The organism is Rhodanobacter sp. UC4451_H18, assembly GCF_052978225.1.
The window spans coordinates 372852-397653 of sequence record NZ_CM129663.1 but is presented as its reverse complement, the minus strand read 5'-3'; the positions used below and the strand labels follow the sequence as shown (position 1 = coordinate 397653).

Below are 24802 nucleotides of genomic sequence, written 5' to 3'. Positions count from 1 at the left end.
CTTACGCTCCCACCCCGATGCTGACCAGGTCGTAGTACTTCAGCAGACCGGCGACGAACACCCAGGCAATGGCAATGGGGATGAATACCTTCCAGCCCAGGCGCATGATCTGGTCGTAGCGGTAGCGCGGGAACGTGGCGCGGAACCACAGGAAGAAGAACGACATCACGAACGCCTTGATGAACAGCCAGATGAAGCCGCCTGCCCCCAGCCAGCTGATCCAGCCGGGCGCGTCGGCGGAGATCCAGCCCTGCAGCGGGCTGAGCCAGCCGCCGAGGAAGAAGATCGCCGACAGGAAGCTGACCAGGATCATGTTGGCGTATTCGGCCAGGAAGAACAGCGCGAAGGCCGACCCGGAATACTCCACGTGGAAGCCGGCGACGATTTCCGACTCGCCTTCGGCCATGTCGAACGGCAGGCGGTTGGTCTCGGCCACGCCGGAGACGAAATAGATCACGAAGACCGGCAGCAACGGCAGCCAGAACCAGTCGAACAAGCCCTTGCCGCCGGCCTGCGCGTTGACGATTTCGCTGAGGTTGAGGCTGCCGGCCAGCACCATCACGCAGACCAGGCACAGGCCCATGGCCAGCTCGTACGAGATCACCTGGGCCGCCGAACGCATGGCGCCCAACAGCGCGTAGCGCGAGTTGGACGCCCAGCCTGCGATGATGATGCCGTAGACGCCCATCGAGGTCATCGCCAGCAGGTAGAGGATGCCTGCGTTGGCGTTGGAGAGCACCATCTTGCCGCTGAACGGGATCACCGCCCAGGCCGCCAGCGCGGGGACCAGCCCGATCAGCGGCGCCAGGAAGTACAGGAAGCGGTTGGCCTTGGTCGGCAGGATCACTTCCTTGATCAAGAGCTTCACCACGTCGGCGAACGCCTGCAGCACGCCGCCGGGGCCGACCTTGTTCGGTCCCATGCGCACGTGCATCCAGCCGATGACCTTGCGCTCCCAGTACACGAACATCGCCACCGCGATCACCAGCGGCAGCACGATGCACAGGATGTAGATCAGCGGCCACATGACCTGGTTGATGAGTTGATCAGCCATGATGCCTATGCCTTGCTCAAGGTGATGGCTGCGCCGTGCGGCGGCAGCGTGGCGGTAAGGTCTTGGGCTGCCTCGATCCACACGGCGCCGTCGGGCACGGCCGCATCGACCAGCACCGGCAACTGCACCTCGCCGATGCGCGCCTGCGCGCCGGCGGTCAGGCCTTGCCGCCCCGCCTCGGCTTCATTGAGGCGGATCGCCGGCGCACGATTGAGCGGGTGCGCATTGAGCGCGGTGGCCCGGCGCAACACCGCATCGACGCGGTAGATCGGCCAGGTGGCCAACCGGGTCAGCGCGGCAGGCGCCGCACGCGTCGACAGGCCCTGGCGCGCTGCCTGCGCGCGCGCGCCGATGCCGTCGCGCAGACCGGCGATGTCGTCGAACTCGAAACCGGCCAGCTGCATCGCCCCGCCGAGCGCACGCAGGACCTTCCAGCCCGGCCGCGCCTCGCCCGGCGCCTTGGCACCCGCGATCACGCCCTGCGCCAATCCGTCGACGTTGACCAGGGTCGCGTCGATTTCGGCCAGCAGTGCAATCGGCAGGATGACGTCCGCCACCTCGCGCAGCGCGGCACCGCCGAAGGCGCTGAACGCCACGACCTTGTCAGCGCCGCGCAGCGCCTTCAGCGCCGCGGCGCCATCGGCGAAGTCGTGCGGCGGCTCGACGCCGTACAGCAGGTACGCCTTGCGCGGCTGCGCCAGCATGGCCTGGGCATCGAGCCCGCCATTGCCCGGCACCACGCCGATGCGACCCAGGCCGATGGCGTTGGCGCCCACCGGCACCTCATTGACGCCGGCACCGGTGGCTTCGCCGATGAAGTGCGCGATCGCGCGCAGCCACGAGGCCTGCGGGTGTGTCGCGGCGGCTTCGCCGAGGATCACCGCCGAGGTACCCGCCTTCAGCGCGGCAATCACCCCACCATCGCCCTGCCCGCTGCGGGCGCTGTCCAGCGCACCGGCCAGCGATGCCGGCGCCGTGGCACCGGCTTCCACTGCAGCCTTGGCCAGCCCCAGCATGGCGTCGACCAGCGCTTGCGGAGCGACGATCGTCTCGCCCGCCAGCTTGTAGTTGAAATCGAAACGAGCCGGATTCACCACGAAGACGCGCGCGCCCTTCTTGGTCGCCTGGTGCAGCCGGTGATTGACCAGCGGCAGTTCCTGGCGCAGGTCCGAGCCGACCAGCAAGGCGGCCTGTACCCTTTCCAGTTCGGCGACCGGCATGCCGAACGGTACCGCCACGGCGTGATCGGCAAAATCGAGCTGGCGCAAACGGTGGTCGAGGTGGGCACTGCCCAGGCCACGCGCCAGGCGCACCAGCAGGTCGCCTTCCTCGTTCGAGATCGACGGGTGCGCCAGGATGCCCAGCTCGCTGCCCGGCGCCTTCTTCAGTGCCTCGCCGGCGAACGCCAGCGCGTCCTCCCAGGTGGTGTCGTGCCACTGGCCGTCGCGCTTCACCTGCGGAGCATGCAGGCGATCGGGGGCGTACATGCCCTGGTGGCTGTAGCGGTCGCGGTCTGACAGCCAGCACTCGTTGATCGCCTCGTTGTCGCGCGGCACCACCCGCAGCACCTCGCCGCGGCGCGTGTGCAGCCACAGGTTGGAACCCAGCGCGTCATGCGCGCCGATCGACGGCTTGGCGATCAATTCCCAAGCGCGCGCCTTGAACTGGAACACCTTGTCGGTCAATGCGCCGACCGGACAGACGTCGATGATGTTGCCGGACAGCTCGGTTTCCACCGTCTTGCCGATGTAGGTGCCGATGACCTGGTCCTCACCGCGGCTCATGCCACCCAGCTCGTAGGTGCCGGCGATCTCGCTGGTGAAGCGCACGCAGCGCGTGCAGTGGATGCAGCGCGTCATCTCGGTGGCCACCAGCGGCCCGATGTTCTCGTCGGCCACCGTGCGCTTGCGCTCGGTGAAGCGCGACACGCTGCGACCGAAGCCCAGCGCCACGTCCTGCAGTTCGCACTCGCCGCCCTGATCGCAGATCGGGCAATCCAGCGGGTGGTTGATCAGCAGGAACTCCATCACGTCGCGCTGGTATTGCAGCGCGAGCTTGGAGCGGGTCTGCACCTTCATGCCCTCGGTGACCGGGGTGGCGCACGCGGGCAGCCCCTTGGGCACCGGGCGCCCGCCCATCTCCACCTCGACCATGCACATGCGGCAGTTCGCGGCGATCGGCAGCTTGCGGTGATAGCAGAAACGCGGGATCACGACGCCGACGGCATCGGCTGCCTCGATGATCATCGCATTCTTGCGGATCTGCACCGGCTTGCCGTCGATCTCGATGCTGACCAGGTCGGGAGCGGTGCTGGTTGGCTGCGTACTCATGCAGCAACTCCTTGGGGAGCAGGGAATGGAGAATGGAGAATGGGAGATGGAAAGGGCCGCCGGATGTCGCGGCGCGATTCCCTGTTCCCGATTCCCGATTCCCGATTCGCGCGGATGGAGAGCATGGTCATGCCTTGACCTCATCGCGCGAATCGACGATCGAGTGTCCGTGCTCCACGTAGTACTCGAATTCGTTCCAGAACCGGTTCAGGAATCCCTGCACCGGCCATGCCGCCGCCTCGCCGAAAGCGCAGATGGTGTGGCCCTCGATCTGCCCGGCGATGGCCTTCAGGCGGTGCAGGTCCTCCTGTGTGCCGTTGCCTTCGACGATGCGGGTCAGCACGCGATACATCCAGCCGGTGCCTTCGCGGCACGGCGTGCACTGGCCGCAGGACTCGGCCTTGTAGAAGCGCGAGATGCGCTGGCAGACCCTGACCATGCAGGTGGTCTCGTCCATCACGATCACCGCGCCCGAGCCCAGGCCGGAGCCGGCCTTCTGCAGGCAGTCGTAGTCCATGGTGCTTTCGAGCATGATCTCGGCCGGCAGCACCTTCATCGAGGAGCCGCCCGGGATCACTGCCTTGAGCTTGTGGCCGTTGCGCACGCCGCCGGCCAGCGCCAGCAGATCCTTGAACGAGGTACCGAGGCGGACTTCGTAATTGCCGGGGCGATTGACGTGGCCGGACACCGAAAAGATCTTCGGGCCACCGTTGTTCGGCTTGCCGAGGTTGAGGAACCAGTCCGCGCCGCGGCGCAGGATCGCCGGCACCGAAGCGTAGGTCTCGGTGTTGTTGATCGTCGTCGGCTTGCCGTACAGGCCGAAATTGGCCGGGAACGGGGGCTTGAAGCGCGGCATGCCCTTCTTGCCTTCCAGCGACTCCATCATCGCGGTCTCTTCGCCGCAGATGTAGGCGCCGGCGCCCAGGGCGGCATGGATGTCCACGTCGATGCCGCTGCCCTGCACGTTCTTGCCGAGCAGGCCGGCGGCATAGGCTTCCTTCAGCGCCGCCTCGAAGTGTTCGAACGGCTCGTGGTGGAATTCGCCGCGCAGGTAGTTGTAGGCCACCGTCGAGCCCGTGCAGTAGCAGGCAATGGCCAGCCCCTCGATCACCGCGTGCGGGTTGTAGCGGAGGATGTCGCGGTCCTTGCAGGTACCCGGCTCGGACTCGTCCGAATTGCACAGGATGTATTTCTGCATCGTGCCCTTGGGCATGAAGGACCACTTCAGTCCGGTCGGGAAACCGGCGCCGCCGCGGCCGCGCAGGCTGCTCTTCTTGATCTCCTCGACCAGCGACGCCGGATCGGGCTTCTCGGCGAGGATCTTGCGCCAGGCCTTGTAGCCGTCGACCTGCTCGTAGCTTTCCATCGCCCACGGCGTGTCGAAGTGCAACGTCGTGTAGACGACCTGGTGTTCCTGGGGTGCGGGTCCGACGGCCATCAGTGACTCCCCTCCGCGCCGTGGGCGGCCGGACCGTCGAGGGTCAGGCCATCCAGGATCGCGTCGAGCTTTTCGGTGGTGAGACGTTCGTGGTAATGCCCGTTGACCGTGGCGGCCGGGGCGTACACGCAGGCGGCGATGCACTCTTCCTCGGCCTTCAGGTAGACGCGCCCGTCGGGCGTGCTCTGGCCCAGCTTGATGCCGAGCTTCTGCTCGCAGTGGCGGACCAGCTCCTCGGCACCGTTGAGCCAGCACGAGATGTTGGTGCAGATAGCCACGTTGTTGCGGCCTACCGGCCGGGTTTCGAGCATCGAGTAGAAGCTCGCCACCTCATAGGCCCAGATGGGCGGCAGGTCCAGATATTTCGCCACCGCGGTGATCAGCTCGTCGGTGAGAAAGCCGCGGTTCTGCTCCTGCGCGCCGAACAGCGCCTGGATCAGCGCCGAGCGCTTGCGATCCGGCGGAAACTTGGCCACCCACGCGTCGATGTGCTTGCGCGTGTGCTCGGAAAGCACGAGGAGTGGATCGACGTGCTTCACCTGGTTGTAGTTGCCGGTGGCTTTCATGGATGGAACTCCGGGAATCGGGAATCGGGGCTCGGGAATCGGCAAAAGCCATCCCGCATCGCGACGATCCCGACTCCGTGACAGCAGTCGTGGCTGGTAGAAACATGAAGGCACGCGCGACCGAGATGCGCTCTGCCCATTCCCGATTCCCGATTCCCGATTTCCCGGATCATCGATCCACCTCGCCGAACACCAGGTCATAGGTGCCGATCATGGCCACCACGTCGGCGAGCATGTGGCCGCGCACGACGGTGTCCATGGAGGAGAGGTGGGCGAAACCGGGAGCACGCAGGTGCACGCGGAACGGCTTGTTGGCACCGTCGGAAACCAGGTAGCAGCCGAACTCGCCCTTGGGCGCCTCGACCGCGCAATAGGTTTCGCCGGCCGGCACGCAATAGCCTTCGGTGAACAGCTTGAAGTGATGGATGAGCGCTTCCATGCTCTCCTTCATCACCTCGCGATGGGGCGGCACGACCTTGTAGTCGTTGAGGATCACCGGGCCGGGATTGGCGCGCAGCCATTCCACGCACTGGCGGATGATGCGGTTGGACTGGCGCATCTCCTCCACGCGGCACAGGTAGCGGTCGTAGCAGTCGCCGTTGACGCCGACGGGGATGTCGAAGTCCACCTCGGCATATTTCGCGTACGGCTGCTTCTTGCGCAGGTCCCATTCCACGCCGGAGCCGCGCAGCATCACGCCGGTCATGCCCCACTGCTGGGCCAGTTCCGGGCTGACCACACCGATGCCGACGGTGCGCTGCTTCCAGATGCGGTTGGTGGTGAGCAGTGCCTCGTATTCGTCCACCTTCGAGGGGAAGTCGGCGGTGAACGCGTCGAGGAAGTCGAGCATCGAACCTTCGCGCCAGCTGTTGATGCGCTTGAGGTCGGCACCCTTGTGCCACGGCGACTCGCGGTACTGCGACATCTGCGCCGGCAGGTCGCGGTAGACGCCTCCCGGGCGGTAGTACGTGGCGTGCATGCGCGCACCCGACACCGCCTCGTAGACGTCCATCAGCTCCTCGCGCTCGCGGAACGCATAGAGCATCACCGCCATCGCACCCAGGTCGAGTGCGTTCGAGCCGATCCACATCAGGTGATTCAGGATGCGGGTGATCTCGTCGAACATGGTGCGGATGTACTGCGCGCGCTCCGGCGCCTCGATCCCCAGCAGAGTCTCGATCGCGCGCACGTAGGCGTGCTCGTTGCACATCATCGACACGTAGTCGAGCCGGTCCATGTAGCCGATCGACTGGTTGAACGGCTTGGACTCGGCCAGCTTTTCGGTGCCGCGATGGAGCAGGCCCACGTGCGGATCGACGCGCACGATGGTCTCGCCGTCCATCTCCATGATCAGGCGCAGCACGCCGTGCGCAGCCGGGTGCTGCGGGCCGAAGTTCATCGTGTAGTTGCGGATTTCCTGGGCCATCTTCAGTTCTCCCGCCACTTGTCGGCGGCTTCAGCCCGGGCCTGCAGCAGGTCGGCGTCGTCACGGATCGTGCGCGGCACCAGCACGCGCGGCTCGATCGACACGGGTTCGTAGATCACCCGCTTCTGCTCGGGGTCGTAGCGCACCTCGACATTGCCGATCAGCGGGAAATCCTTGCGGAACGGATGGCCGACGAAACCATAGTCGGTGAGGATGCGGCGCAGGTCCGGGTGCCCTTCGAAGATGATGCCGAACAGGTCGAACGCCTCGCGCTCGAACCAGTTCACGCCAGGCCACACCGGAGTCAGCGACGGCACCACCGGCAGGCTGTCGTCCGTGCAGAACACGCGCAGGCGCAAGCGACGGTTGTGCTCGATCGAAAGCAGCTGGACCACCGCGGCGAAGCGGCGCGGCTGGCTGTCGCCGCTGGGGCGATCGGCCCAGCTGAAGCGGCCCAGCGCCTGCCCTTCGACACCGCGCGAGAAACCCGAGCCGCTGACCGTGGTGGTGTCCCACTCGACCTGACCGTAGCCGAGGTAATCGATGCCGCACAGGTCGATCAGCTCGCCGAAGCGGAACGCCGGCTCGTCGCGCAGCGCGGTGGCCACCGCAACCAGGTCGGCGGCGGCCAGGTCGGCAATGATCTCGTTGCGCTCGGTGCTGACTTCCAGCGTGTCGCCGAAGCGCGCGACAAGCTGGTCGGCAAGCGACTTCGCGGAGGTATCGGACATGTCGGGCCTCACGAACGCGCGATGGTGCTGGTGCGACGGATCTTCTTCTGCAACTGCAGGATGCCGTGGATCAATGCTTCGGCCGTCGGCGGGCAGCCCGGCACGTAGATGTCCACCGGCACGATGCGGTCGCAGCCGCGCACCACGGAGTAGGAATAGTGGTAGTAGCCGCCGCCGTTGGCGCAGCTGCCCATCGAGATGACCCACTTCGGCTCGGGCATCTGGTCGTAGACCTTGCGCAGTGCCGGCGCCATCTTGTTGACCAGGGTGCCGGCCACGATCATCACGTCGGACTGGCGCGGGCTGGGGCGGAAGATCACGCCGTAGCGGTCGAGGTCGAGCCGCGCCACGCCGGCGTGCATCATCTCCACCGCGCAGCAGGCCAGGCCGAAGGTCACCGGCCACATCGAGCCCGTGCGCGCCCAGTTCATCAGCGCGTCGACGCTGGTGGTGGCGAAGCCGCGTTGCACGACGGGGTTGTCGCCGGCCGGGCGCAGGATGTCGTCGACCAGGTTCAGCGGCTCGGGGTTGTGCATCACCCGGCTGATGGAATCGATCACTCCCATTCGAGCGCTCCCTTCTTCCACACGTAAGCAAAGCCGATCACCAGCAGCAGCAGGAACAGCCCCATCTCGATCAGCGCGATCAGGCCGATCTGCTTGAACACCACCGCCCACGGAAACAGGAAGGCGATTTCCAGGTCGAAGATGATGAACAGGATGGCGAGCAGGTAATAGCGCACGTCGAAGCGCATGCGTGCGTCCTCGAATGCCTCGAAGCCGCATTCGTAGGGGGCGAGCTTCTCCGCCTCGGGGCGACGCGGGCCGGCGAGCAGGCCGACCACCAGCAACACCACGCCAAGGCCGGCGGCAACGGCGATGAACAACAGGACAGGCCAGTATTCGGCGAGCACGATGCAACCTACCTCCGCGCCGCTTGGGCGCATCAGTGACCGGTGGGAACTTGGATCAAGTGCTCACGGTCCGACGACTTCAGTTCGGTGCATCGGCGTGGCCTGGGCCTCCGACTACGCCGGCGGATCGAAGCCACCGGCGCCCGATGTCTCGCAAAACGCGTTTGCGAATCCGCGCATTGTATCAGTGCGATGGGGTACAACAAGCCTTGACGGCTGCTGCGTTGCGAACTAACGCACGGCTCGCGCCGGGCGCGTCACATGGTCTGCGTGGGTCGCTCGGAATTGAGCGTGCCGGCGAGGATGTTCTCGATGCGGCTGCGCGCGGCCTCCGCGTCGCTGGATTCGTTGAAATGGATGCCGATGCCGGCGGTACGATTGCCCTGCGCGCCGACCGGGCTGATCCACACCACCTTGCCCACCACCGACAGCCGCTCGGTCTCGTCGGCCAGGGTCACCAGCAGCACCACCTCGTCGCCCAAGGCATAGGACTGCGCCGTCGGCGCAAACAGGCCGCCATGCTTGAGGAACGGCATGTACGCGTTGTACAGCGACGCCGCGTCCTTGATCTTCAGCGAGATGATGCCTTGCCGGCCAGCCATCGGTTTCATGCCACGCTCCCCGCCGGGCCTGCGTCCCGGTCAACGGCGTCGATCTTAGCAGGTCGGCGCAGCGCGTCAGGCACTGCCGCGCGTCACTGCCCGGTCGTTTCGCCGGCCAGCAGCGACTGCCGTTCGTTGACCAGGTTGCCCCAGGTGGCCGGCGGCGCCCAGCCGGCAACCCATGCCGGCACGGAAGCGGCGGCCATCGGCCGCGATATCGAGAAGCCCTGCAACTGGTGGCAGCCCAGCGACGCCAGCAGATCCCCCTGCACCGGCGTCTCCACCCCTTCGGCGATCACCGCCTTGGCCAGCATGCGCGCGGTGGTGATCACGCCCGCGGCGATCGCCATGTTGCGGTCGTCATGCAGGATGTCGCGCACGAAACTCTGGTCGAGCTTGATGTGCTCGATGTCGAGCTGCTGGATGTGGCTCAGCGACGCCGAGCCCGTGCCGAAATCGTCCAGCCCCACGCGGATGCCGCGCCGCCGGCATTCCTCGATGACCACCTTGGCCCGCGCATGGTCCATGCTTGGCCCGGTCTCGGTGATCTCGATACCGAAGCCGACGTCCATCACGTCAGGATAGGTGTCCAGCGCGGCGTCGATGTCCGCGAAGAACGCCGGGTGCAACAGGTGGCGGGTGCTGATGTTGACCGACACCGGAACGGGCACGCCGGCATGCAACCAGCCCTGGCAGCAGCGCAGCGCCTCGTCCAGCACGTAGCGTCCGATCGGCCGGGCAAGTTGCGGGTCGTCCAGCACGTGCATGAAGTTGGCCGGGCCGATCAGCTCCTGCTCGCGATCGTTGAGGCGCAGGAGTGCCTCCATCCCGGCCACGCCGTTGATCCCGGGCAGGCCGTCGATGTAGACGATCGGCTGGAACAGGAGCTGCAAGCGCGACTGCTGCAGGGCCTGGGCGATCCGCTCGCGCATCGCCTGCAGACGCACCTGCTCCAGCTCCATGGCCGGCTCGTACAGCGAGCCGCGATCCTTGCCTGCCTCCTTCGCCTCGTACATCGCCATGTCGGCGTGGCGGACCAGCCCCTCGGCGCTGGAGCCGTCGAGCGGAAACAGGGTCCAGCCGATGCTTGCCGACAGGAACAACTGCTCCTCGTCCAGGTTGAACGGCACCCGCAGCGCCTGCAGGATGCAGCGGCTGATCACGTCCAGCTGCTCGCGGCTGTCCAGGCCAGGGATCAGCAACGCGAATTCGTCGCCGCCGAGGCGGGCCAGCACGTCGGCGTCACGCAGCATGCCGCGGATGCGCGAAGACGCCTCCGCCAGCACGCGGTCGCCGCCGCTGTGGCCGGCGGTATCGTTGACGCTCTTGAACCGGTCCAGGTCCAGGATGCCCACTGCCAGCAGGGAATCGTCGGCGGTGGCTCGGGTCCGCGCCTGTTCCAGCAGCTCGAACAGCAGCCGCCGGTTGGGCAAACCGGTGACCACGTCGTAGAACGCCAGCCGCTCGACGCGCGCCTCGTGCAGTTTCCGCTCGGTGATGTCGCGCTGCTGCCAGATGCAGCCCTGCGCCACGCCGTCAATGCAGATCGGCATGAAGTCGCGCAGCAGTACGCGCCCGTCGGCCAGCAGCACTTCCTCGTCGCGCGACTCCTCGTTGCGCGCCACGATGCCGGCCATGCGTTCGAGCTCGCGTTCGGGCTCGCAATAGAGATGACTGATGCGCGCGTGCAGCGCGGCCGACGGCAGGCCCTCCAGTTCGCCCGGCGATTCGGCCAGCCCGAACAAGGCACAGAATGCCTCGTTGGCGAACTTCACCAGCCCGTTCGCCGTCGTCACCAGCACCCCGGAATGCTGGTTGGACAGCACCGTGCGCACGTGCTGCAGGTTGAAACGCAGATCGCGCTCGGCCAGCAGCCGCGCCGCGTGCGCCCGCTGCATCTGCATGCCCAGGCCAAGCTCGACCGCCATCTCCGCGAACACCTGGACCTCGACCGGAGTGAATGCGTCGGCCTGGTCGGCACCGACCACGAACACGCCCACCACCGCCTCGCCCACGCGCAGCGGCAACGCCAGCACCGCGCCGTCCCCCAGCGTCGTGCCCGGCAGCGGCCATTCGCGCGGCGCGCCCGCGGCGTACTGGCGAACGCACGGCTCGCCGCGGCGCAAGGCGACGACCGCGGCATCGCCGGCATGCTTCTGCTCGTCCAGGGCGAGGCCCTCCCCCGGCGTCACCACGCCATCCATGCCGGCGTGGGCATGCAGGCGCAAGCTTGTGGCCGCGTCGTCGGCAAACAGGCCGATCCACGCGAAGCGGTAGCCGCCCACGCGACAGGCCACGTCGCTGCTCTCGGCCAGCAGCAGGGTTTCGTCAGCGCTGTGCGTGACCACCTTGATCATCTCGCTGAGCAGACGCAAGGCGCGGCGCTGGCGAGCCTCCTGCTGCACCGAGCGCTGCAACTGATGGCGTTGCGACTGCGCCTCCAGCCCCAGCCCGATGCTCGCGGCGGCCTGCTGCAGCAGCTCGGTCAACCGTGTCGAGAAGTACGCGGGGTCGGATGCGCGGATCACCAGTCCGGCGCGCACCTCGCCGAACACCATCACCGGTATCGCCATCGCGGCGACCACGTCATGGCGCTCGTAGGCGGTGCGCAATCGCTGCAGGCCCGGCACGCGGCGCAGATCCGGCTCGATCTGCGGCACGCCGCGCCAGAACGAGGGCCGCACCAGCGACAGCGGGGTCTGTTCGGGGTAGATGTCCTGCATGTCCGCGGCCACCGCCACCGGCGCCACCCGCTGGAACCATCCGGCCGCGTGGTCGGCCTCGCCGATCATCACCAGCATCGCGCCCAGGCGCCGCTGCAGCACCTCGATGATGGCGTCGTAGAGTTCCGGAGGTTCCACCGCGCGAACCAGCAACTGGCCGATCTCGGACAGCGCCGCGTAATAGCTCTCGCTGGTCGCAGCCGTGGCGCCCGTATTGACCCGCATCGCGTCCGGCTCTTCGAGGTGCATGCCGTCTTCCCCTGCTTGCGCAGCAACCTAGCTGGGTCGGTCCAAGGGCGCAACACCGGCGGCGGGGGTCGGCTCGTCGGCTTGGATCTGGCACCAGCCCCAATGGTCGAATATCCACGGCGAGCACAAGTCCAGCGACAGCCGCACGAAACACGGCGCCGCACGCGCAGCCGCGGGCAGCTGCAGGCGCAATGTGCCGTCCGCGTCATGTCGCAGCGGCGCGCTCTGCCAGGCCCAGCGCTGCGATGTTGCCGGGTTCACCAGGTCCAGCCGCAGCCAGCGCCACCACACGCGGGGCGGGTGCCACGGCAGGGCTGCCGGCATCGGAGCGTCCGGCTCGAAATAGGTTTCGTCGCGCTCCGCCATTCGGCGCAGGCGCTTGCCGCTCAACGCGAGTTGGCTGCGATGCGCCTGCAGGGCGGCGCGCTTGCCGGCGAGCTGGGCGGCCGTGGCAGGCATCTTCAAGGCGCGCCGATCCCCCTTGTCGCCATGCACGAGGTAGGCGAGCAGCGCCGGCGGCGTGGCGTGGCCGGCCAATGCCAGCCGCACCAGCACGTGCGCCGCGCTGTGGTCGGGATGCCGATCCTGCAATGACGGCACGGCGATCAGGTCGGGGGCGAAGCGGTCGATCGCATCGCGGATGGCGGCCACGGCCAGGTCGGTCGATCGCAGCAAGAGGCCGGTGACGCCGAGGTCGGGCCAGTCCAGGGATTGCAACGCAGTCGCCGGTACCCCCAGCGCGGCGAGCGCATGCTGCAATTCGGCCGCGCGCCGCTGCGCCCAGCGGCGCCGATCCGCCGCGCCGAGGCGCCAGCGGCGTTCCAGCGCGCGCTGCGGCCAGGGATTGTTGTCGCCGGCGGTCAGCAGCAGGATGCGCACCTCGCCACCGGCCGCCAGCACTTGCTGCAGCAGCACGCCGGTGGCCAGGGTTTCGTCATCGGGATGCGGCGCGATCACCAGCAGACGGGTGCTCGCGGAGAACTCTGGCCCGCCGTCGCCCCGGGCACTGTCCATCAGCGCCACCGGGACAGCAGCTCCAGCAGCAGCAGATCCGGGCGCAAGGGGCCGCGCAGGCCCTCGCGTGCACGGTTGCAGGCGTCGTGCCAATCGCCCAGCGCCGCCGCGTCCAGCGCGCTGCCCAGTGGCGGGCGATCGCCCAGCGAACGGGCGCGCAGTTCGTCGGCCGCGGCCTGCGCGGCAAACCACAGCCGTTGCGCCGGCTCGTCGTCCAGCCAGCGCTTGACCACCTCGGCCGCCTGGCCGCGCCCGCCGGCCAGCGCCGCCAGGTCGCGGCGGACTTCGGTGCGCTGCTCCAGCGCGCCATGCCGGCTCCATTGCATGGCGAGTCCCGGGTTGCCACCGGCTGCCGCCAGCGCCGCCCTGCCGTCGGCCACGCCTTCGCGCTGCAGCCAGGCCAGCGCCAGCGCCGGTTCGGGCAGATGGAACTCGATCCGCTGGCAACGGCTGCGGATCGTCGGCGGCAACCGCCACGGCGCATCGGCCAGCAGGATCAGCATGGTTTGCGCAGCCGGTTCCTCCAGCGTCTTCAGCAAGGCATTGGCCGCCGCGGCGTTCATCGCGTCGGCCGGGTCGATGGTGACCACCTGCCAGCCGCCGAGCTGGCTGCGCATGGCCAGCCGGGCGGACAACTCGCGAATCTGGTCGACCACGATCTCGGTGCGTGGCGTGCCGTCCTTGCGCAAGCCGAAGGTCAGTTCCACCCGGTCCGGATGCGAGCCGGCCGCGGTCAACCGGCAACCCCGGCAATGCCCGCAGGCTTCGCCGTGCACCGGCTCGGTGCACAGCAGGCCGCGCACGAAACGCTGCGCGAACGCACGCTTGCCCAGGCCGGCGGCACCACACAGCAGCAGGGCGTGCGGCAGCGCGCCGCGCTCGCGACGGGCCTGCAGCCGCGACCAATGATCCTCGTGCCATGGCAGTGCGTTCATCGGGCCGACCCTTCCAGCCACTCGATCAAGGCATGCGTGGCCGTCTGCAGCACCTGCCCGGGAGCTTGGCTGGCGTCGATGACGCGGAAGCGGTTCGGCTCCTGTGCCGCGCGGTCGCGGTAGCTGGCACGCACCCGCTCGAAGAACGCGTCCGCCTCGGACTCGATGCGGTCGGCCTCGCCGCGACCGGCGGCACGGGCGCGCCCGGCCGCGACCGGCAGGTCGAGCAGCAAAGTGAGATCAGGCTTCACGCCGTCGCAGGCCCAGCGCTCCAGTTCCTCGATGCGCGCGGCGGGCTGGCCGCGTCCACCGCCCTGGTAGGCGTAACTCGCGTCGGCAAAGCGGTCGCACACCACCCACTGCCCCGCAGCCAGCGCGGGCTCGATCACCTCGCGCACCAGCTGTGCGCGCGAGGCGAACATCAACAGCAGTTCGGTCTCCGCCGCCAGCGGGGCCAGCGCCGGGTCCAGCACGATCGCGCGCACCGCCTCGCCCACCGGCGTGCCGCCCGGCTCGCGCGCCTGCACCACCGACAGCCCGCGCTGGCGAAGGCAGGCCAGCACGCCGGCCAGCAAGGTGCTCTTGCCGGCGCCCTCGCCGCCCTCGAGGCTGATGAACCTGCCGCGCGCGGGACTCATCGGCAGCGCTTCCGCTGGTAGCAGTCGACGTTGCGGTTGTGCTCGGCCAGGGTGCTGGAGAACACGTGACTGCCATCGCCGCGCGCCACGAAATACAACGCATCGCCGGCGGCGGGATGCAGCGCGGCCGCGATCGCCGGCCGGCCCGGCAGGGCGATCGGCGTGGGCGGGAGGCCGGGCCGGGTGTAGGTGTTGTAGGGCGTGTCGGCGGCGAGATCGCTCTTGCGGATGTTGCCGTCGTAACGCGCGCCCATGCCGTAGATCACGCTGGGGTCGGTCTGCAGCAGCATGTGATGCTCCAGGCGCCGGACGAACACTCCGGCGATCTTCGCACGCTCGTCGGCGCGGCCGGTTTCCTTTTCCACGATCGAGGCCAGGATCAGCGCCTGGTACGGATTGGCCAGCGGCAAGTCCGGCGCACGCCCCGGCCAAAGCGCCGCCAGCGTACGCTCCATCGCCGCATGGGCGCGGCGCAGGATGTCCAGCTCGCCGTCGCCCTTCACGTAGGCGTAGGTCTCTGGCAGGAAGCGTCCTTCCGGCGCCTCGCCGCCGGCGCCGATGCGCTGCATGATCGTCGCGTCGTCGAGGCCGCTGGTGTCGTGCTGCAGCACGTCGGCCTGGGCCAGCGCGCGGCGCAGCTCGGCGAACGTCCAGCCGTCGACGATAGTGAAGTTGCGCTGCAGGACCTTGCCCGCCGCCATGTCCGACAGCAACTGGCGCGGCGTGATGCCGGGCGCGAGCGCATATTCCCCCGCGTGCAGTTTGCCGGCCACGTGCATCTGCTCGGCCAGCAATCGCCAGTACCACGGGCTGGCCGTGGTCAGACCCTGTCGCCGCAGCTCGGCGACGATGCCCCGGAAACTGGTGCCGCGGCTGACGTCGATGCTTTGCTGTTGCGGCGATACGTTCAACGCGGTCACGCTGAAACGATGGTAGTCGTTCCAGCCCACCGCCAGCGCCGCAGCGAGCGCCAGCGCCAGCACCACCAGCAGCAACCCGTGCAGCCGCGCAGCCCCGCGCATCGCTCGAACACTCATCCGCCCTGCTCCATCGAAAATCCCAGATCGCGCCAATGCTGCTGCAACCGGCGCGCCACTGCGCCGGGTGCCCAGGTCCAACGCTCCAGCGACTGTACCGGCACGATGCCGCGCACGCTCGAACTCAGGAACAGCTCGCTGGCCCCGGCCAGGGCCTCCAACCCGATCTCGGCCACGCGCGCCGACATCGCCTCCAGCACCTCGGCCCGCGCGACCCCGGCGATACCGCAGCGGTCCACGGCCGGGGTCAGCAACTCGCCATCGATCACCGCGAACAGGTTGGCCATGGTCGCCGAAATCACATGGCCGTGGCCATCGCACAGCACGCCTTCGGCGATCGCCGGATCGTTCCACTCGGCGCGCGCCAGCACCTGCTCCAACCGGTTCAGATGCTTGACGCCGGCCAGTCGCGGCTGCTCGGCCAGCCGCAGCCGGCACACCCGCATGCGCACGCCGTGGATGGCCGCCTCTCCCACCTGCGGCGCCGGGAACGCGGCCACCACGCGGGTGGGTCGCGGCGTTGCCGGCGGCGCATAACCGCGCTCGCCGATGCCGCGCGTCACGGTGATACGCACCACCGCATGCGCCATGTCCGCCCGGACCTGCTGCGTTTCGTGCCAGAGCTGGTCCGGGTCGGGCGCGGGAATCAGCAGGCGCTCGCAACCGGCCGTCAGCCGCTGCATGTGCCGCGCCCACAGCGGCGCGCGCGTGCCGACCAGGCGAATGCTCTCGAACAGGCCGTCGCCGTAACCGAAGCCGCGGTCGAGCACGCTGACCCGATCCGCGGCCACGCCGTCGACCAGCAGCCGCGCCGCCATCAGCCCGGCTTCCCGAGCGCGCGCAGCAGGCCGCGTGCCTTGGCGCGCGTCTCGTCCAGCTCGGCGGCGGCTTCCGAGTCGGCGACGATGCCCGCGCCGGCGCGCAGGCTCACGTGCTCGCCGCTCAGCGTCAGGGTGCGGATCAGGATGTTCAAGTCGAGCTCGCCATTGCAGTCCAGGTAGCCCAGCGCGCCGGTATAGGCGCCGCGCGGCGTGCGCTCCAGCGCGGCGATGATCTCCATGCAGCGTACCTTGGGGCAGCCGGTGATGGTGCCGCCGGGAAAGGTGGCGGCGATCACCTCGCCCGGCGTTACGCCGGCGCGCAGCCGTCCGCGTACATTGGAGACGATGTGGTGAACATGGGCGTAACTCTCCACCACCATCAGCTCGTCGACCTCGACCGTGCCCGGCGCGCAGACACGACCCAGGTCGTTGCGCTCCAGGTCGAGCAGCATCACGTGTTCGGCACGCTCCTTCGGGTGGGCGCTCAGTTCGCGGATGCGCGCGTGCTCGTCGTCGCCGCTCAGCCGCGGGCGCGTACCGGCGATCGGACGCGTCTGCGCCACGCCGCCGCGCACTTCCACCAGGCGTTCGGGCGAGGAACTCAGCACGGCCCAGCCCGGCTGTTGCAGCAAACCGGCGAACGGCGCCGGGTTGGCGCGGCGCAAGGCGTCGTAAAGCGCCGCCGGCTGGGGAGGCAGCGCGTAGCGTGCGTTCCAGCCGCGCGACAGGTTCACCTGGAACGTGTCGCCGGCCCGGAGATGTTCGTGAATGCGCTGCACGCCATCGAGGAAGTCGCCGGGCGGGTCTTCCTCGATGGTCTCGAGTGCGGGCAACGGCGGCCATGCCGCCGGCGATGCAAGATCGGCTTCGAGCCGGTCGAGCAACGGCTCGAAGCCGGCCTCGGCGACCAGCCAGGTGCATTCGTGCCAATGGTCGACGATGATCGCCGCCGGGCAGCGCACGGCCAGCGCCAACGGCAGCGTCGAGCTGGGCGGCAACTTCAATCGGGGCTCGATCTCGGCGGCCAGTTCATAGCTCAGCAGCAAAACCCAACCGCCGTGGAACGGCAACTCGTCGGCGCCAGCCGGGCACCGCCCGGCAAGCCACGCCCGGTCCAGCGCATCGAGAAAGCGACCCGGCTGCACGCGACCGTCCCTGTCGCGCAACACGCCATCGGCGACCAGTTCCAGGCGCTCGCCGGGAAACGCGAACAGGATGTCGTAGCGCGATTGCGCGCTGCCGTGCACGACGCTCTGCAACAGGCAGGGATAGCGCTCGGGGAGCGCCGCCGCCGGCGCGAGAAGATCGCGCCGGCCGTCCAGCCGGCGCCGATGGCAAGCCATGCCCGCGTCGGTCAAACGCGACGGAACGCCAGCGTGCCGTTGGTGCCGCCGAAGCCGAACGAGTTGGACAGCACCACGTCGAGCTTCGCCTCGCGCGCGACGTTGGGCACGAAGTCGAGGTCGCAGCCTTCGCCCGGCTCGTCCAGGTTGATCGTGGGCGGCAGCACCTGGTCGCGCAGCGCCAGCACGCTGAAGATCGCCTCGACGCCACCGGCCGCGCCCAGCAGATGGCCGGTGGTGGATTTGGTGGAGCTCATCGCCAGCTTGTATGCGTGGTCGCCGAACACCTTCTTCGCCGCCATCACCTCGCCGAGGTCACCCAGCGGCGTGGAGGTGCCGTGGGCGTTGACATACTGCACGTCGGACGGATTGAGGCCGGCGTCGTTCAACGCGGTCTGGATGCAGCGCGCCGCGCCTTCGCCGCCTTCGCTGGGCGCGGTCATGTGGAATGCGTCGCCGCTCATGCCGAAGCCGACCAGCTCGGCGTAGATGCGCGCGCCGCGCGCCTTGGCATGCTCGTACTCCTCCAGCATCACCACGCCGGCGCCGTCGGACAGCACGAACCCGTCGCGATCCTTGTCCCACGGGCGACTCGCCTTGGTCGGCTCGTCGTTGCGGGTGGACATCGCCTTGGCCGAGCAGAAGCCGGCCATCGCGGTGCCGGTGGTGGCGAACTCGGCGCCGCCGGCGATCATCGCGTCGGCATCGCCGTACTGGATCATGCGTGCGGCCAGGCCGATGTTGTGCGCGCCGGTGGTACAGGCAGTGACGCAGGCGATGTTGGGGCCCTTCAGGCCGAACATGATGGACAGCTGGCCCGAGACCATGTTGATGATCGAGCTGGGCACGTAGAACGGCGACACGCGGCGCGGGCCCTTCGCGGCCAGTTCCAGCGTGGTCGATTCGATCGTGTACAGGCCGCCGATACCGGCGCCCACTGCCACGCCGACGCGCGGCGCATTGGCATCGGTGATCTCCAGGCCCGAATCGCGCAGCGCCTGGGTGCCCGCCGCCACGCCGTAGTGGATGAACGGGTCCATCTTCTTGACGTCCTTGAGCGGCATCCATTCGGCGGGGTCGAAGCCGCTGACCTGGCCGGCGATGCGCGTCGAGTAGGCCGAGGTGTCGAAATGGACGACCGGCCCGATGCCGCTCTCGCCCTTGACCACCCGATCCCACGCGCTGGCGATGTCGTTGCCGACGGGCGAGATGATGCCCATGCCGGTCACTACTACTCGACGCTTGCTCATGCTTGTTCCTTCGTTGTTCCCGGGAAGCTGCCACGACCGATGGCCGGCGCGGCGCGCTCCGGGTGCGTCGTCCGTGGCGCCCGACGATGCGCGATGCACCATACGGGTTCGGACGTTGCGAAATTCAGAAACGAAAACTGCGCCATTCAGGCGCAGCATTCGATACCGCTGCCCATCCTTGCCGGCTCGCACGGGGCGTGCCAGGCGGGATGGACATGCCTCCGGAACCGATCAGTCCTTGGAGTGGGCCTTGATGTAGTCGACGGCCTGCTGCACGGTGGTGATCTTCTCGGCATCCTCGTCCGGGATCTCGGTCTCGAACTCTTCCTCGAGCGCCATCACCAGCTCCACCGTGTCCAGCGAGTCCGCGCCCAGATCATCCACGAACGAAGCGTTCGCCGTGACTTCATCTTCCTTCACGCCCAACTGCTCGACGACGATTTTCTTGACGCGTTCTTCGATGGTGCTCATGTTGCCCATACCTCTCAAGGGGTGATTGTTTGTCGGTACCGGTCCGACTGCATGGCTCAAGACCGGCGGCATTGTAGTGGCTAAGCGCCAGCGCTGCCACGATTCGCCGGCGATGGCTGGACCTGCCTGCCGCTGACCGACGCGAAAGGGCGATTGTCGCCCAAAACGAGGCCGCTGGCGACAGCTGCGTGCGCATGCCTCACGGCATGTACATCCCGCCGTTGACGTGCAAGGTCTCGCCGGTGATGTAGGACGCCGCAGGCGAAGCCAGGAATCCCACGGCCTTGGCGATGTCGCCGGCATCGCCCAGACGGCCGAGCGCGATCTGGCCGAGCAACCCGTGGCGGGTCTCTTCCGGCAGTGCGCGGGTCATGTCGGTGTCGATGAAGCCGGGCGCCACCACGTTGACCGTGATGCCGCGCGTGCCGATCTCGCGCGCCAGCGATTTGGAGAACGCGATGATGCCGGCCTTCGCCGCCGCGTAGTTCGCCTGGCCGGGGTTGCCGGTGAGCCCGATCACGGAGGCGATCGAAATGATGCGGCCCTTCTTCGCCTTCATCATGCCGCGCATCACCGCCTTCGACGTGCGGTACACGGAGGTGAGGTTGGTGTCGATGATCGCCTGCCAGTCCTCCTCCTTCATCCGCATCAGCAACTGGTCGCGGGTGATGCCGGCGTTGTTGACCAGGATCGAGACCGGGCCGAATTCCTTCGCGATGGCGTCGACCAGCGCCTCGACGGCGGCGCCGTCGGTGACGTCCAGCACGCGGCCGTGACCGCCGTGCGCAGCCATCCGCTCACCGATCGCGGCGGCGCCGCCTTCGCTGGTGGCGGTGCCGATCACGATGGCGCCCATGGCCGCCAGCTCGTCCGCGATCGCCGCGCCGATGCCGCGGCTGGCGCCGGTGACCAGCGCGATTTCACCTTGCAGTGGGTTGCTCATTGTCGGGTGTTCCTTCGGGGAATCGGAAAACTGAAAACTCACGCCCACTCGGCGCGGGCGGCATCGAGCTGGGCCGGATCGCCAAGCGGGCGCGCCTCGATGCTCTTGTCGATGCGCTTGATCAGTCCGGCCAGCACCTTGCCCGGCCCGCATTCGGCGATGTGCGTGGCACCGCCAGCGGCCAGTGCCTGCACGCACTCGGTCCAGCGCACCGGCAGGTACAACTGGCGCTGCAAGGCGCCGCGGATCTCCTCGACCGTGCCGTAGCTGCGCGCCTCGGCGTTCTGGATCACCGGCACGCGCGGAAGCTGCCAGTCGATCGTGGCCATCCGCTCGCCCAACCGATCGGCCGCCTCGCGCATCAGTGCGCAGTGCGACGGCACCGACACGGCCAGCTTGATCGCCTTCTTCACGCCCAGCTCGGCGAGCCGGACCAGCGCACGATCGACCGCCTCGGTGTTGCCGGCGATCACCAGTTGTCCCGGTGAATTGAAATTGGCCGGTGACACGACCTGCCCTTGCGCCACCTCTTCGCAGACAGCCGCGATCTGCGCATCATCGCCACCGAGGATGGCCGCCATCGCGCCCACGCCGGCCGGCACTGCAGCCTGCATCAGGCGCCCGCGCTCGGCCACCAGGGCGGCCGCGTCGTGCAAGGACAGCGAACCGGCGCAGACCAGCGCGCTGTACTCGCCCAGGCTGTGGCCCGCCAGTTGTGCCGGATCCACGCCACCCAGCTTCTGCCACACGCGCCACACCGCCACGCTGGCAGCCAGCAGCGCCGGCTGGGTGTGCTCGGTGCGGTTGAGCAGTTCCTCCGGCCCCTGCATGGCGAGGCTCCACAGATCGACGCCGGCGCCCTGCGAAGCTTCCCCGAACGCCGACTGCACCTCGGCGTGCGCAGCAGCCAGCTCGGTCAGCATGCCGACCGATTGCGAGCCCTGACCGGGGAAAACGAAAGCCAGCGAAGCGGAAGTGGAACTCATGGAGGCGCAAATCCCGTCGACGAAAACCGCCATGGTGCCAGCATCGACGGCCATACGCAGCTGTATTCCGCATTTTCCGGGACACAAAACACGATGCCGCCCGGCTGGGCGGCATCACGAAGAACTCGCCGGAACCGCGGTGGCTCAGTAACGCAGCAACGCCGAGGCCCAGGTGAAACCGCCGCCGAATGCTTCCAGCAACAGGTTCTGGCCACGCTGCACCTTGCCCGAACGCACCGCGTAATCGAGCGCGAGCGGCACCGAACCCGAGGACGTGTTCGCATGCTTGTCGACCGTCACGATGACCCGCTCCATCGACATGTTCAGCCGCTTGGCGGTCGCCTCGATGATGCGCAGGTTGGCCTGGTGCGGGATCAGCCAGTCGATGTCCGACTCCTGCATGCCGGCCGCCTCCAGCGTCTCGCCGACCAGGGCGTCCAGCGTCTTCACCGCGACCTTGAACACCTCGCGCCCGGACATGCGGATGCGCACGCCGTGATTGGGCTCGTCGCTGAAACCGGCCGACACGCCCACCGGGTTGTACAGCAGGTGCTTGTAGCCGCCGTCGGCGTGCAGGCAGGTGGCGTAGACGCCCGGTTCGCTGGACGCCTCCAGCACCACCGCGCCGGCGCCGTCGCCGAACAGCACGCAGGTTTCGCGCTCCGTCCAGTCGACCATCCGGGTGAGCGTCTCGGCGCCCACCACCAGCACCTTCTTCGACTGCCCGCTGCGGATGAACTTGTCGGCAACGCCCAACGCGTAGACGAAGCCCGAGCACGCCGCATTCACGTCGAACGCCGCGCATCCGTTGGCGCCCAGGCGATGCTGCAGCAGGCAGGCGGTGGAAGGAAAGATGAGGTCCGGCGTGGTCGTGCCGAGCACGATCAGGTCGAGCTCGGACGCCTTGACGCCCGCCGCCTCCAGCGCGTTCTGCGCGGCCCGGAAGGACAAGTCGCCCGTGGTTTCGCCGTCGGCGGCGATGTGCCGCTGGCGGATGCCGGTGCGGGTGCGGATCCACTCGTCGCTGGTGTCGACGATCTTTTCCAGATCGGCATTGGTGACGATACGCTCGGGCAAGGCGCTGCCGGTGGCGACGAGGCGGGAATAAATCTGGGTCATTCAACTTTCCATCGGCAGGGACTGCGGGATCGGCCGCTGGGCCGACGCCGTACGTTACGTGCCCGGGTGGCGGAACGCAAAAACGGCGCGTCGCCGCGCCGTTCCGGTTGATCGCCCGGCGGGACCCCGCAGGGCCCCGGCAACCCGGTCAATCCTCGACCGACACCGCGGCCTTGGCCTGGATCACCTTCTTGCCACGGTAGTAGCCGTCCTTGGTGACGTGGTGGCGCAGGTGCACCTCGCCGCTGGTCGGGTCGGTGGAAAGCTGCACGGTGCTCAGCTTGTCGTGGGCACGACGCATGCCGCGGGTGGACGGGGTACGGCGGCTCTTGGCAACAGCCATGGTAGTTCTCCAACTGAAACGTGGTGAAATGAAGCGGGATGATCGTTGATCGAACGGCCCGGATCAGGCGAGCCGGGCCGACGTTATTTCTTCAGCTCGCGCAATACCGCGAACGGATTCTCCGAGCGCCCCGATTCGGCATGATCCTGCGCCGGGTCGCGGCCTGTCACTTCGTCGGGCAACCGGCTGTCCGGGTTGACCGGGACCAGCGGCAGCGCCAACAGCAATTCGTCCTCTATCACATCCGCCGGTCGCAGGCGGCCATCCTCGGCCACCAGCAGCGGTTCGCAATCGGGCGGCAACCCCGCCTCGTCGCGTTCCTGGCCGATCAGCCCCAGCCGCGTGTGCACCGCAACCGGCAGCACGAACGGTTCCAGCGAACGCTGACAGATCAACGTCAGCGGCGCGCTGGCGCGAACATCCACGTAGCTGGTGCCGAGATCGTCGCGCCCGAAATCAAGCGTGAAACTGACCTCGCCACCGGTGCCGGCAAGTGCCTCGCCGAGGCGCCGCAGGCTCGCGATGGGCAGCGTTCCCTCGAATGAACGCCGCGCCGAGACCATGCGCCAAGCGTCCACGGACTCTGGCAGTGTCACGGACATAATCGCGGAATGGTAGGTTTGCCGGGTCGCCAAGTCAACCCGCGGCTGCGCCGGACCGCCGACGCCGACGTCTGTCAGGTGCATTTTGCCTGATCCCGCCCCGATGCGGCAGACTGGGCCACTCCCGCACGACGAAGCCGCGCCCTTGAATCCGTACCTCACGCTCAGCGTGGCGGCCTGCCTCGCCATCCTGATCCTGCTGGCCGGCACGGCCATGCTGCTGCGCAAGCACCAGAACCGGCGCGCCGGCAGCATCCGCGACCTGCTGGACCTCGCCGACCGGCTGGAGATCGACCTGAAAACCTGCCGCTCCGGCCTGCAGCAGGCGCATGCGGTGATGTCGCTGAACCCGGACCTGCCCGCCGCCAGTGAAAAGGACGCCCGTCACGCGGTCGATGCGGGGCTGCGCGCGCTGCTGCAGCAACGCTTGTGGATTCGCGACCGGTCCCCCGCCGCGAGCCAGCACGAACTGGACGAAACCGCCAGCTCGATGCGCGAGGCGCGCGACCGCCTGCAGCCGCTGCTGAAGGCACTGGCCCAGGCGCAAACCGAGCTGAACAGCGCGATGCGCGAGCAGATCCGCCGCGATTCGGACCACTGATGGACAAACTGCACACGCGACGCCGCATCGTGCTGGCCTCGACCTCCCGCTACCGCGCCGACCTGCTGCGCCGCCTGCTGGCGGATTTCGAGCAGGCCGCGCCCGATACCGACGAGACACCGCAGGCCGGGGAAGCTCCCGCGTCGCGTGCCCTGCGCCTGGCGATCGCCAAGGCAACCGCCGTGGCCGCGGATTTCGACGACGCGCTGGTGATCGGCTCCGACCAGGTGGCCGCGCTCGACGGCGCCATCCTGCGCAAGCCCGGCAGCGTGGAGGCGGCCCGCGAGCAGCTCGGCGCCAGCTCCGGCTGCGTCGTGCATTTCCACACCGCGTTGTGCCTGCTCGACACCCGTCATGGCCGCTCGCAAACCCACGTGGATGACACCCGGGTCCGCTTTCGCGAGTTGGGCAGCGCGGAAATCGAGCGCTACGTCACACGCGAGCTGCCGCTGGATTGCGCCGGCAGCTTCAAGTGCGAAGGATTGGGCATCAGCCTGTTCGAGGAAATCGACAATCGCGATCCCAGCGCCCTGATCGGCCTGCCGCTGATCGCACTCGCGCGCATGCTGCGCCAGGCCGGCGTCGCCGTGCCCTGAGCGGCGACGGGCGTGCCGCTACACTGCCGGACACACGGCGCGGACCGCGCCCGCCTTGGCTCCAGACCGTC

At 68.3% G+C, this 24802-nt stretch carries 25 protein-coding genes; 2 read left to right on the top strand and 23 right to left on the bottom strand.

Annotated elements, in window-relative coordinates:
• Position 1: 1 nt before the first annotated feature.
• The 23 genes from nuoH to ACVCMG_RS01895 all read right to left on the bottom strand — a co-directional run bounded on the left by nuoH (position 2) and on the right by ACVCMG_RS01895 (position 23534).
• Positions 2-1054 (bottom strand): NADH-quinone oxidoreductase subunit NuoH, encoded by a 1053-nt coding sequence (nuoH, locus tag ACVCMG_RS02005; RefSeq protein ID WP_395118602.1) that lies wholly within the window; start codon positions 1052-1054, stop codon positions 2-4.
• 5 nt (positions 1055-1059) lie between these two features.
• Complete coding sequence (gene nuoG / locus ACVCMG_RS02000) at positions 1060-3384, bottom strand: NADH-quinone oxidoreductase subunit NuoG (RefSeq protein WP_447106138.1); 2325 nt, start codon at positions 3382-3384, stop codon at positions 1060-1062.
• A gap of 127 nt (positions 3385-3511) precedes the next feature.
• Positions 3512-4822, bottom strand: a complete 1311-nt coding sequence (nuoF, locus tag ACVCMG_RS01995; RefSeq protein WP_395118606.1) for an NADH-quinone oxidoreductase subunit NuoF — start codon at positions 4820-4822, stop codon at positions 3512-3514.
• Positions 4822-5388: an NADH-quinone oxidoreductase subunit NuoE gene (gene nuoE, locus ACVCMG_RS01990; protein WP_395118608.1), complete on the bottom strand. Its 567-nt coding sequence runs from the start codon at positions 5386-5388 to the stop codon at positions 4822-4824. The genes nuoF and nuoE overlap by 1 nt, the downstream gene beginning before the upstream one ends.
• Positions 5389-5557: 169 nt before the next feature.
• Complete coding sequence (locus ACVCMG_RS01985; RefSeq protein WP_395118610.1) at positions 5558-6814, bottom strand: NADH-quinone oxidoreductase subunit D; 1257 nt, start codon at positions 6812-6814, stop codon at positions 5558-5560.
• A gap of 2 nt (positions 6815-6816) precedes the next feature.
• Positions 6817-7545 carry an NADH-quinone oxidoreductase subunit C gene (locus ACVCMG_RS01980; RefSeq protein WP_447114763.1) on the bottom strand — a complete coding sequence of 243 codons (729 nt, stop codon included), beginning with the start codon at positions 7543-7545 and terminating at the stop codon, positions 6817-6819.
• 8 nt (positions 7546-7553) lie between these two features.
• Entirely contained in the window at positions 7554-8111 is a 558-nt protein-coding gene (locus ACVCMG_RS01975) for a NuoB/complex I 20 kDa subunit family protein (RefSeq protein WP_008435613.1), read from the bottom strand.
• Positions 8102-8458: an NADH-quinone oxidoreductase subunit A gene (ndhC, locus tag ACVCMG_RS01970; protein WP_395118614.1), complete on the bottom strand. Its 357-nt coding sequence runs from the start codon at positions 8456-8458 to the stop codon at positions 8102-8104. The genes ACVCMG_RS01975 and ndhC overlap by 10 nt, the downstream gene beginning before the upstream one ends.
• Before the next feature lie 257 nt (positions 8459-8715).
• The gene (locus ACVCMG_RS01965) at positions 8716-9069 is read right to left on the bottom strand and encodes a PilZ domain-containing protein (RefSeq protein ID WP_136257074.1); all 354 of its coding nucleotides are present in this window, start codon (positions 9067-9069) and stop codon (positions 8716-8718) included.
• An 83-nt stretch (positions 9070-9152) separates the two neighbouring features.
• Positions 9153-12032: a sensor domain-containing phosphodiesterase gene (locus tag ACVCMG_RS01960; protein ID WP_395118616.1), complete on the bottom strand. Its 2880-nt coding sequence runs from the start codon at positions 12030-12032 to the stop codon at positions 9153-9155.
• A gap of 27 nt (positions 12033-12059) precedes the next feature.
• On the bottom strand, positions 12060-13046 hold the full coding sequence (locus ACVCMG_RS01955; protein ID WP_395118618.1) for a PIG-L deacetylase family protein: 987 nt from the start codon (positions 13044-13046) through the stop codon (positions 12060-12062).
• The gene (gene holB, locus ACVCMG_RS01950; RefSeq protein WP_447114762.1) at positions 13046-13981 is read right to left on the bottom strand and encodes a DNA polymerase III subunit delta'; all 936 of its coding nucleotides are present in this window, start codon (positions 13979-13981) and stop codon (positions 13046-13048) included. Before holB ends, ACVCMG_RS01955 begins: the two co-directional genes overlap by 1 nt.
• Positions 13978-14619 carry a dTMP kinase gene (gene tmk, locus ACVCMG_RS01945; protein WP_395118622.1) on the bottom strand — a complete coding sequence of 214 codons (642 nt, stop codon included), beginning with the start codon at positions 14617-14619 and terminating at the stop codon, positions 13978-13980. Before tmk ends, holB begins: the two co-directional genes overlap by 4 nt.
• Positions 14616-15656 carry an endolytic transglycosylase MltG gene (gene mltG, locus ACVCMG_RS01940; protein ID WP_395118624.1) on the bottom strand — a complete coding sequence of 347 codons (1041 nt, stop codon included), beginning with the start codon at positions 15654-15656 and terminating at the stop codon, positions 14616-14618. Before mltG ends, tmk begins: the two co-directional genes overlap by 4 nt.
• Entirely contained in the window at positions 15653-16474 is an 822-nt protein-coding gene (gene pabC / locus ACVCMG_RS01935; protein ID WP_447114761.1) for an aminodeoxychorismate lyase, read from the bottom strand. Before pabC ends, mltG begins: the two co-directional genes overlap by 4 nt.
• Entirely contained in the window at positions 16474-17820 is a 1347-nt protein-coding gene (locus ACVCMG_RS01930; protein ID WP_447114760.1) for an aminodeoxychorismate synthase component I, read from the bottom strand. Before ACVCMG_RS01930 ends, pabC begins: the two co-directional genes overlap by 1 nt.
• A gap of 11 nt (positions 17821-17831) precedes the next feature.
• The gene (gene fabF / locus ACVCMG_RS01925; RefSeq protein WP_395118630.1) at positions 17832-19070 is read right to left on the bottom strand and encodes a beta-ketoacyl-ACP synthase II; all 1239 of its coding nucleotides are present in this window, start codon (positions 19068-19070) and stop codon (positions 17832-17834) included.
• Positions 19071-19301: 231 nt separating this feature from the next.
• Positions 19302-19541: an acyl carrier protein gene (gene acpP, locus ACVCMG_RS01920; protein ID WP_007513179.1), complete on the bottom strand. Its 240-nt coding sequence runs from the start codon at positions 19539-19541 to the stop codon at positions 19302-19304.
• Between the two features lie 199 nt (positions 19542-19740).
• A complete protein-coding gene (fabG, locus tag ACVCMG_RS01915; RefSeq protein WP_395118632.1) occupies positions 19741-20484 on the bottom strand; it encodes a 3-oxoacyl-ACP reductase FabG in 744 nt (247 codons plus the stop codon).
• A gap of 38 nt (positions 20485-20522) precedes the next feature.
• A complete protein-coding gene (fabD, locus tag ACVCMG_RS01910; RefSeq protein ID WP_447106142.1) occupies positions 20523-21470 on the bottom strand; it encodes an ACP S-malonyltransferase in 948 nt (315 codons plus the stop codon).
• Positions 21471-21614: 144 nt separating this feature from the next.
• Positions 21615-22589, bottom strand: a complete 975-nt coding sequence (locus ACVCMG_RS01905) for a beta-ketoacyl-ACP synthase III (protein WP_447098836.1) — start codon at positions 22587-22589, stop codon at positions 21615-21617.
• 148 nt (positions 22590-22737) lie between these two features.
• The gene (gene rpmF / locus ACVCMG_RS01900) at positions 22738-22932 is read right to left on the bottom strand and encodes a 50S ribosomal protein L32 (RefSeq protein WP_136257062.1); all 195 of its coding nucleotides are present in this window, start codon (positions 22930-22932) and stop codon (positions 22738-22740) included.
• An 83-nt stretch (positions 22933-23015) separates the two neighbouring features.
• Entirely contained in the window at positions 23016-23534 is a 519-nt protein-coding gene (locus tag ACVCMG_RS01895) for a YceD family protein (protein ID WP_447107210.1), read from the bottom strand.
• Between the two features lie 145 nt (positions 23535-23679).
• Here ACVCMG_RS01895 and ACVCMG_RS01890 point away from each other — a divergent pair, with 145 nt between their 5' ends.
• Positions 23680-24135, top strand: a complete 456-nt coding sequence (locus ACVCMG_RS01890) for a hypothetical protein (protein ID WP_395118638.1) — start codon at positions 23680-23682, stop codon at positions 24133-24135.
• The gene (locus ACVCMG_RS01885) at positions 24135-24731 is read left to right on the top strand and encodes a Maf family protein (RefSeq protein ID WP_447100303.1); all 597 of its coding nucleotides are present in this window, start codon (positions 24135-24137) and stop codon (positions 24729-24731) included. The genes ACVCMG_RS01890 and ACVCMG_RS01885 overlap by 1 nt, the downstream gene beginning before the upstream one ends.
• Positions 24732-24802 lie beyond the last annotated feature (71 nt).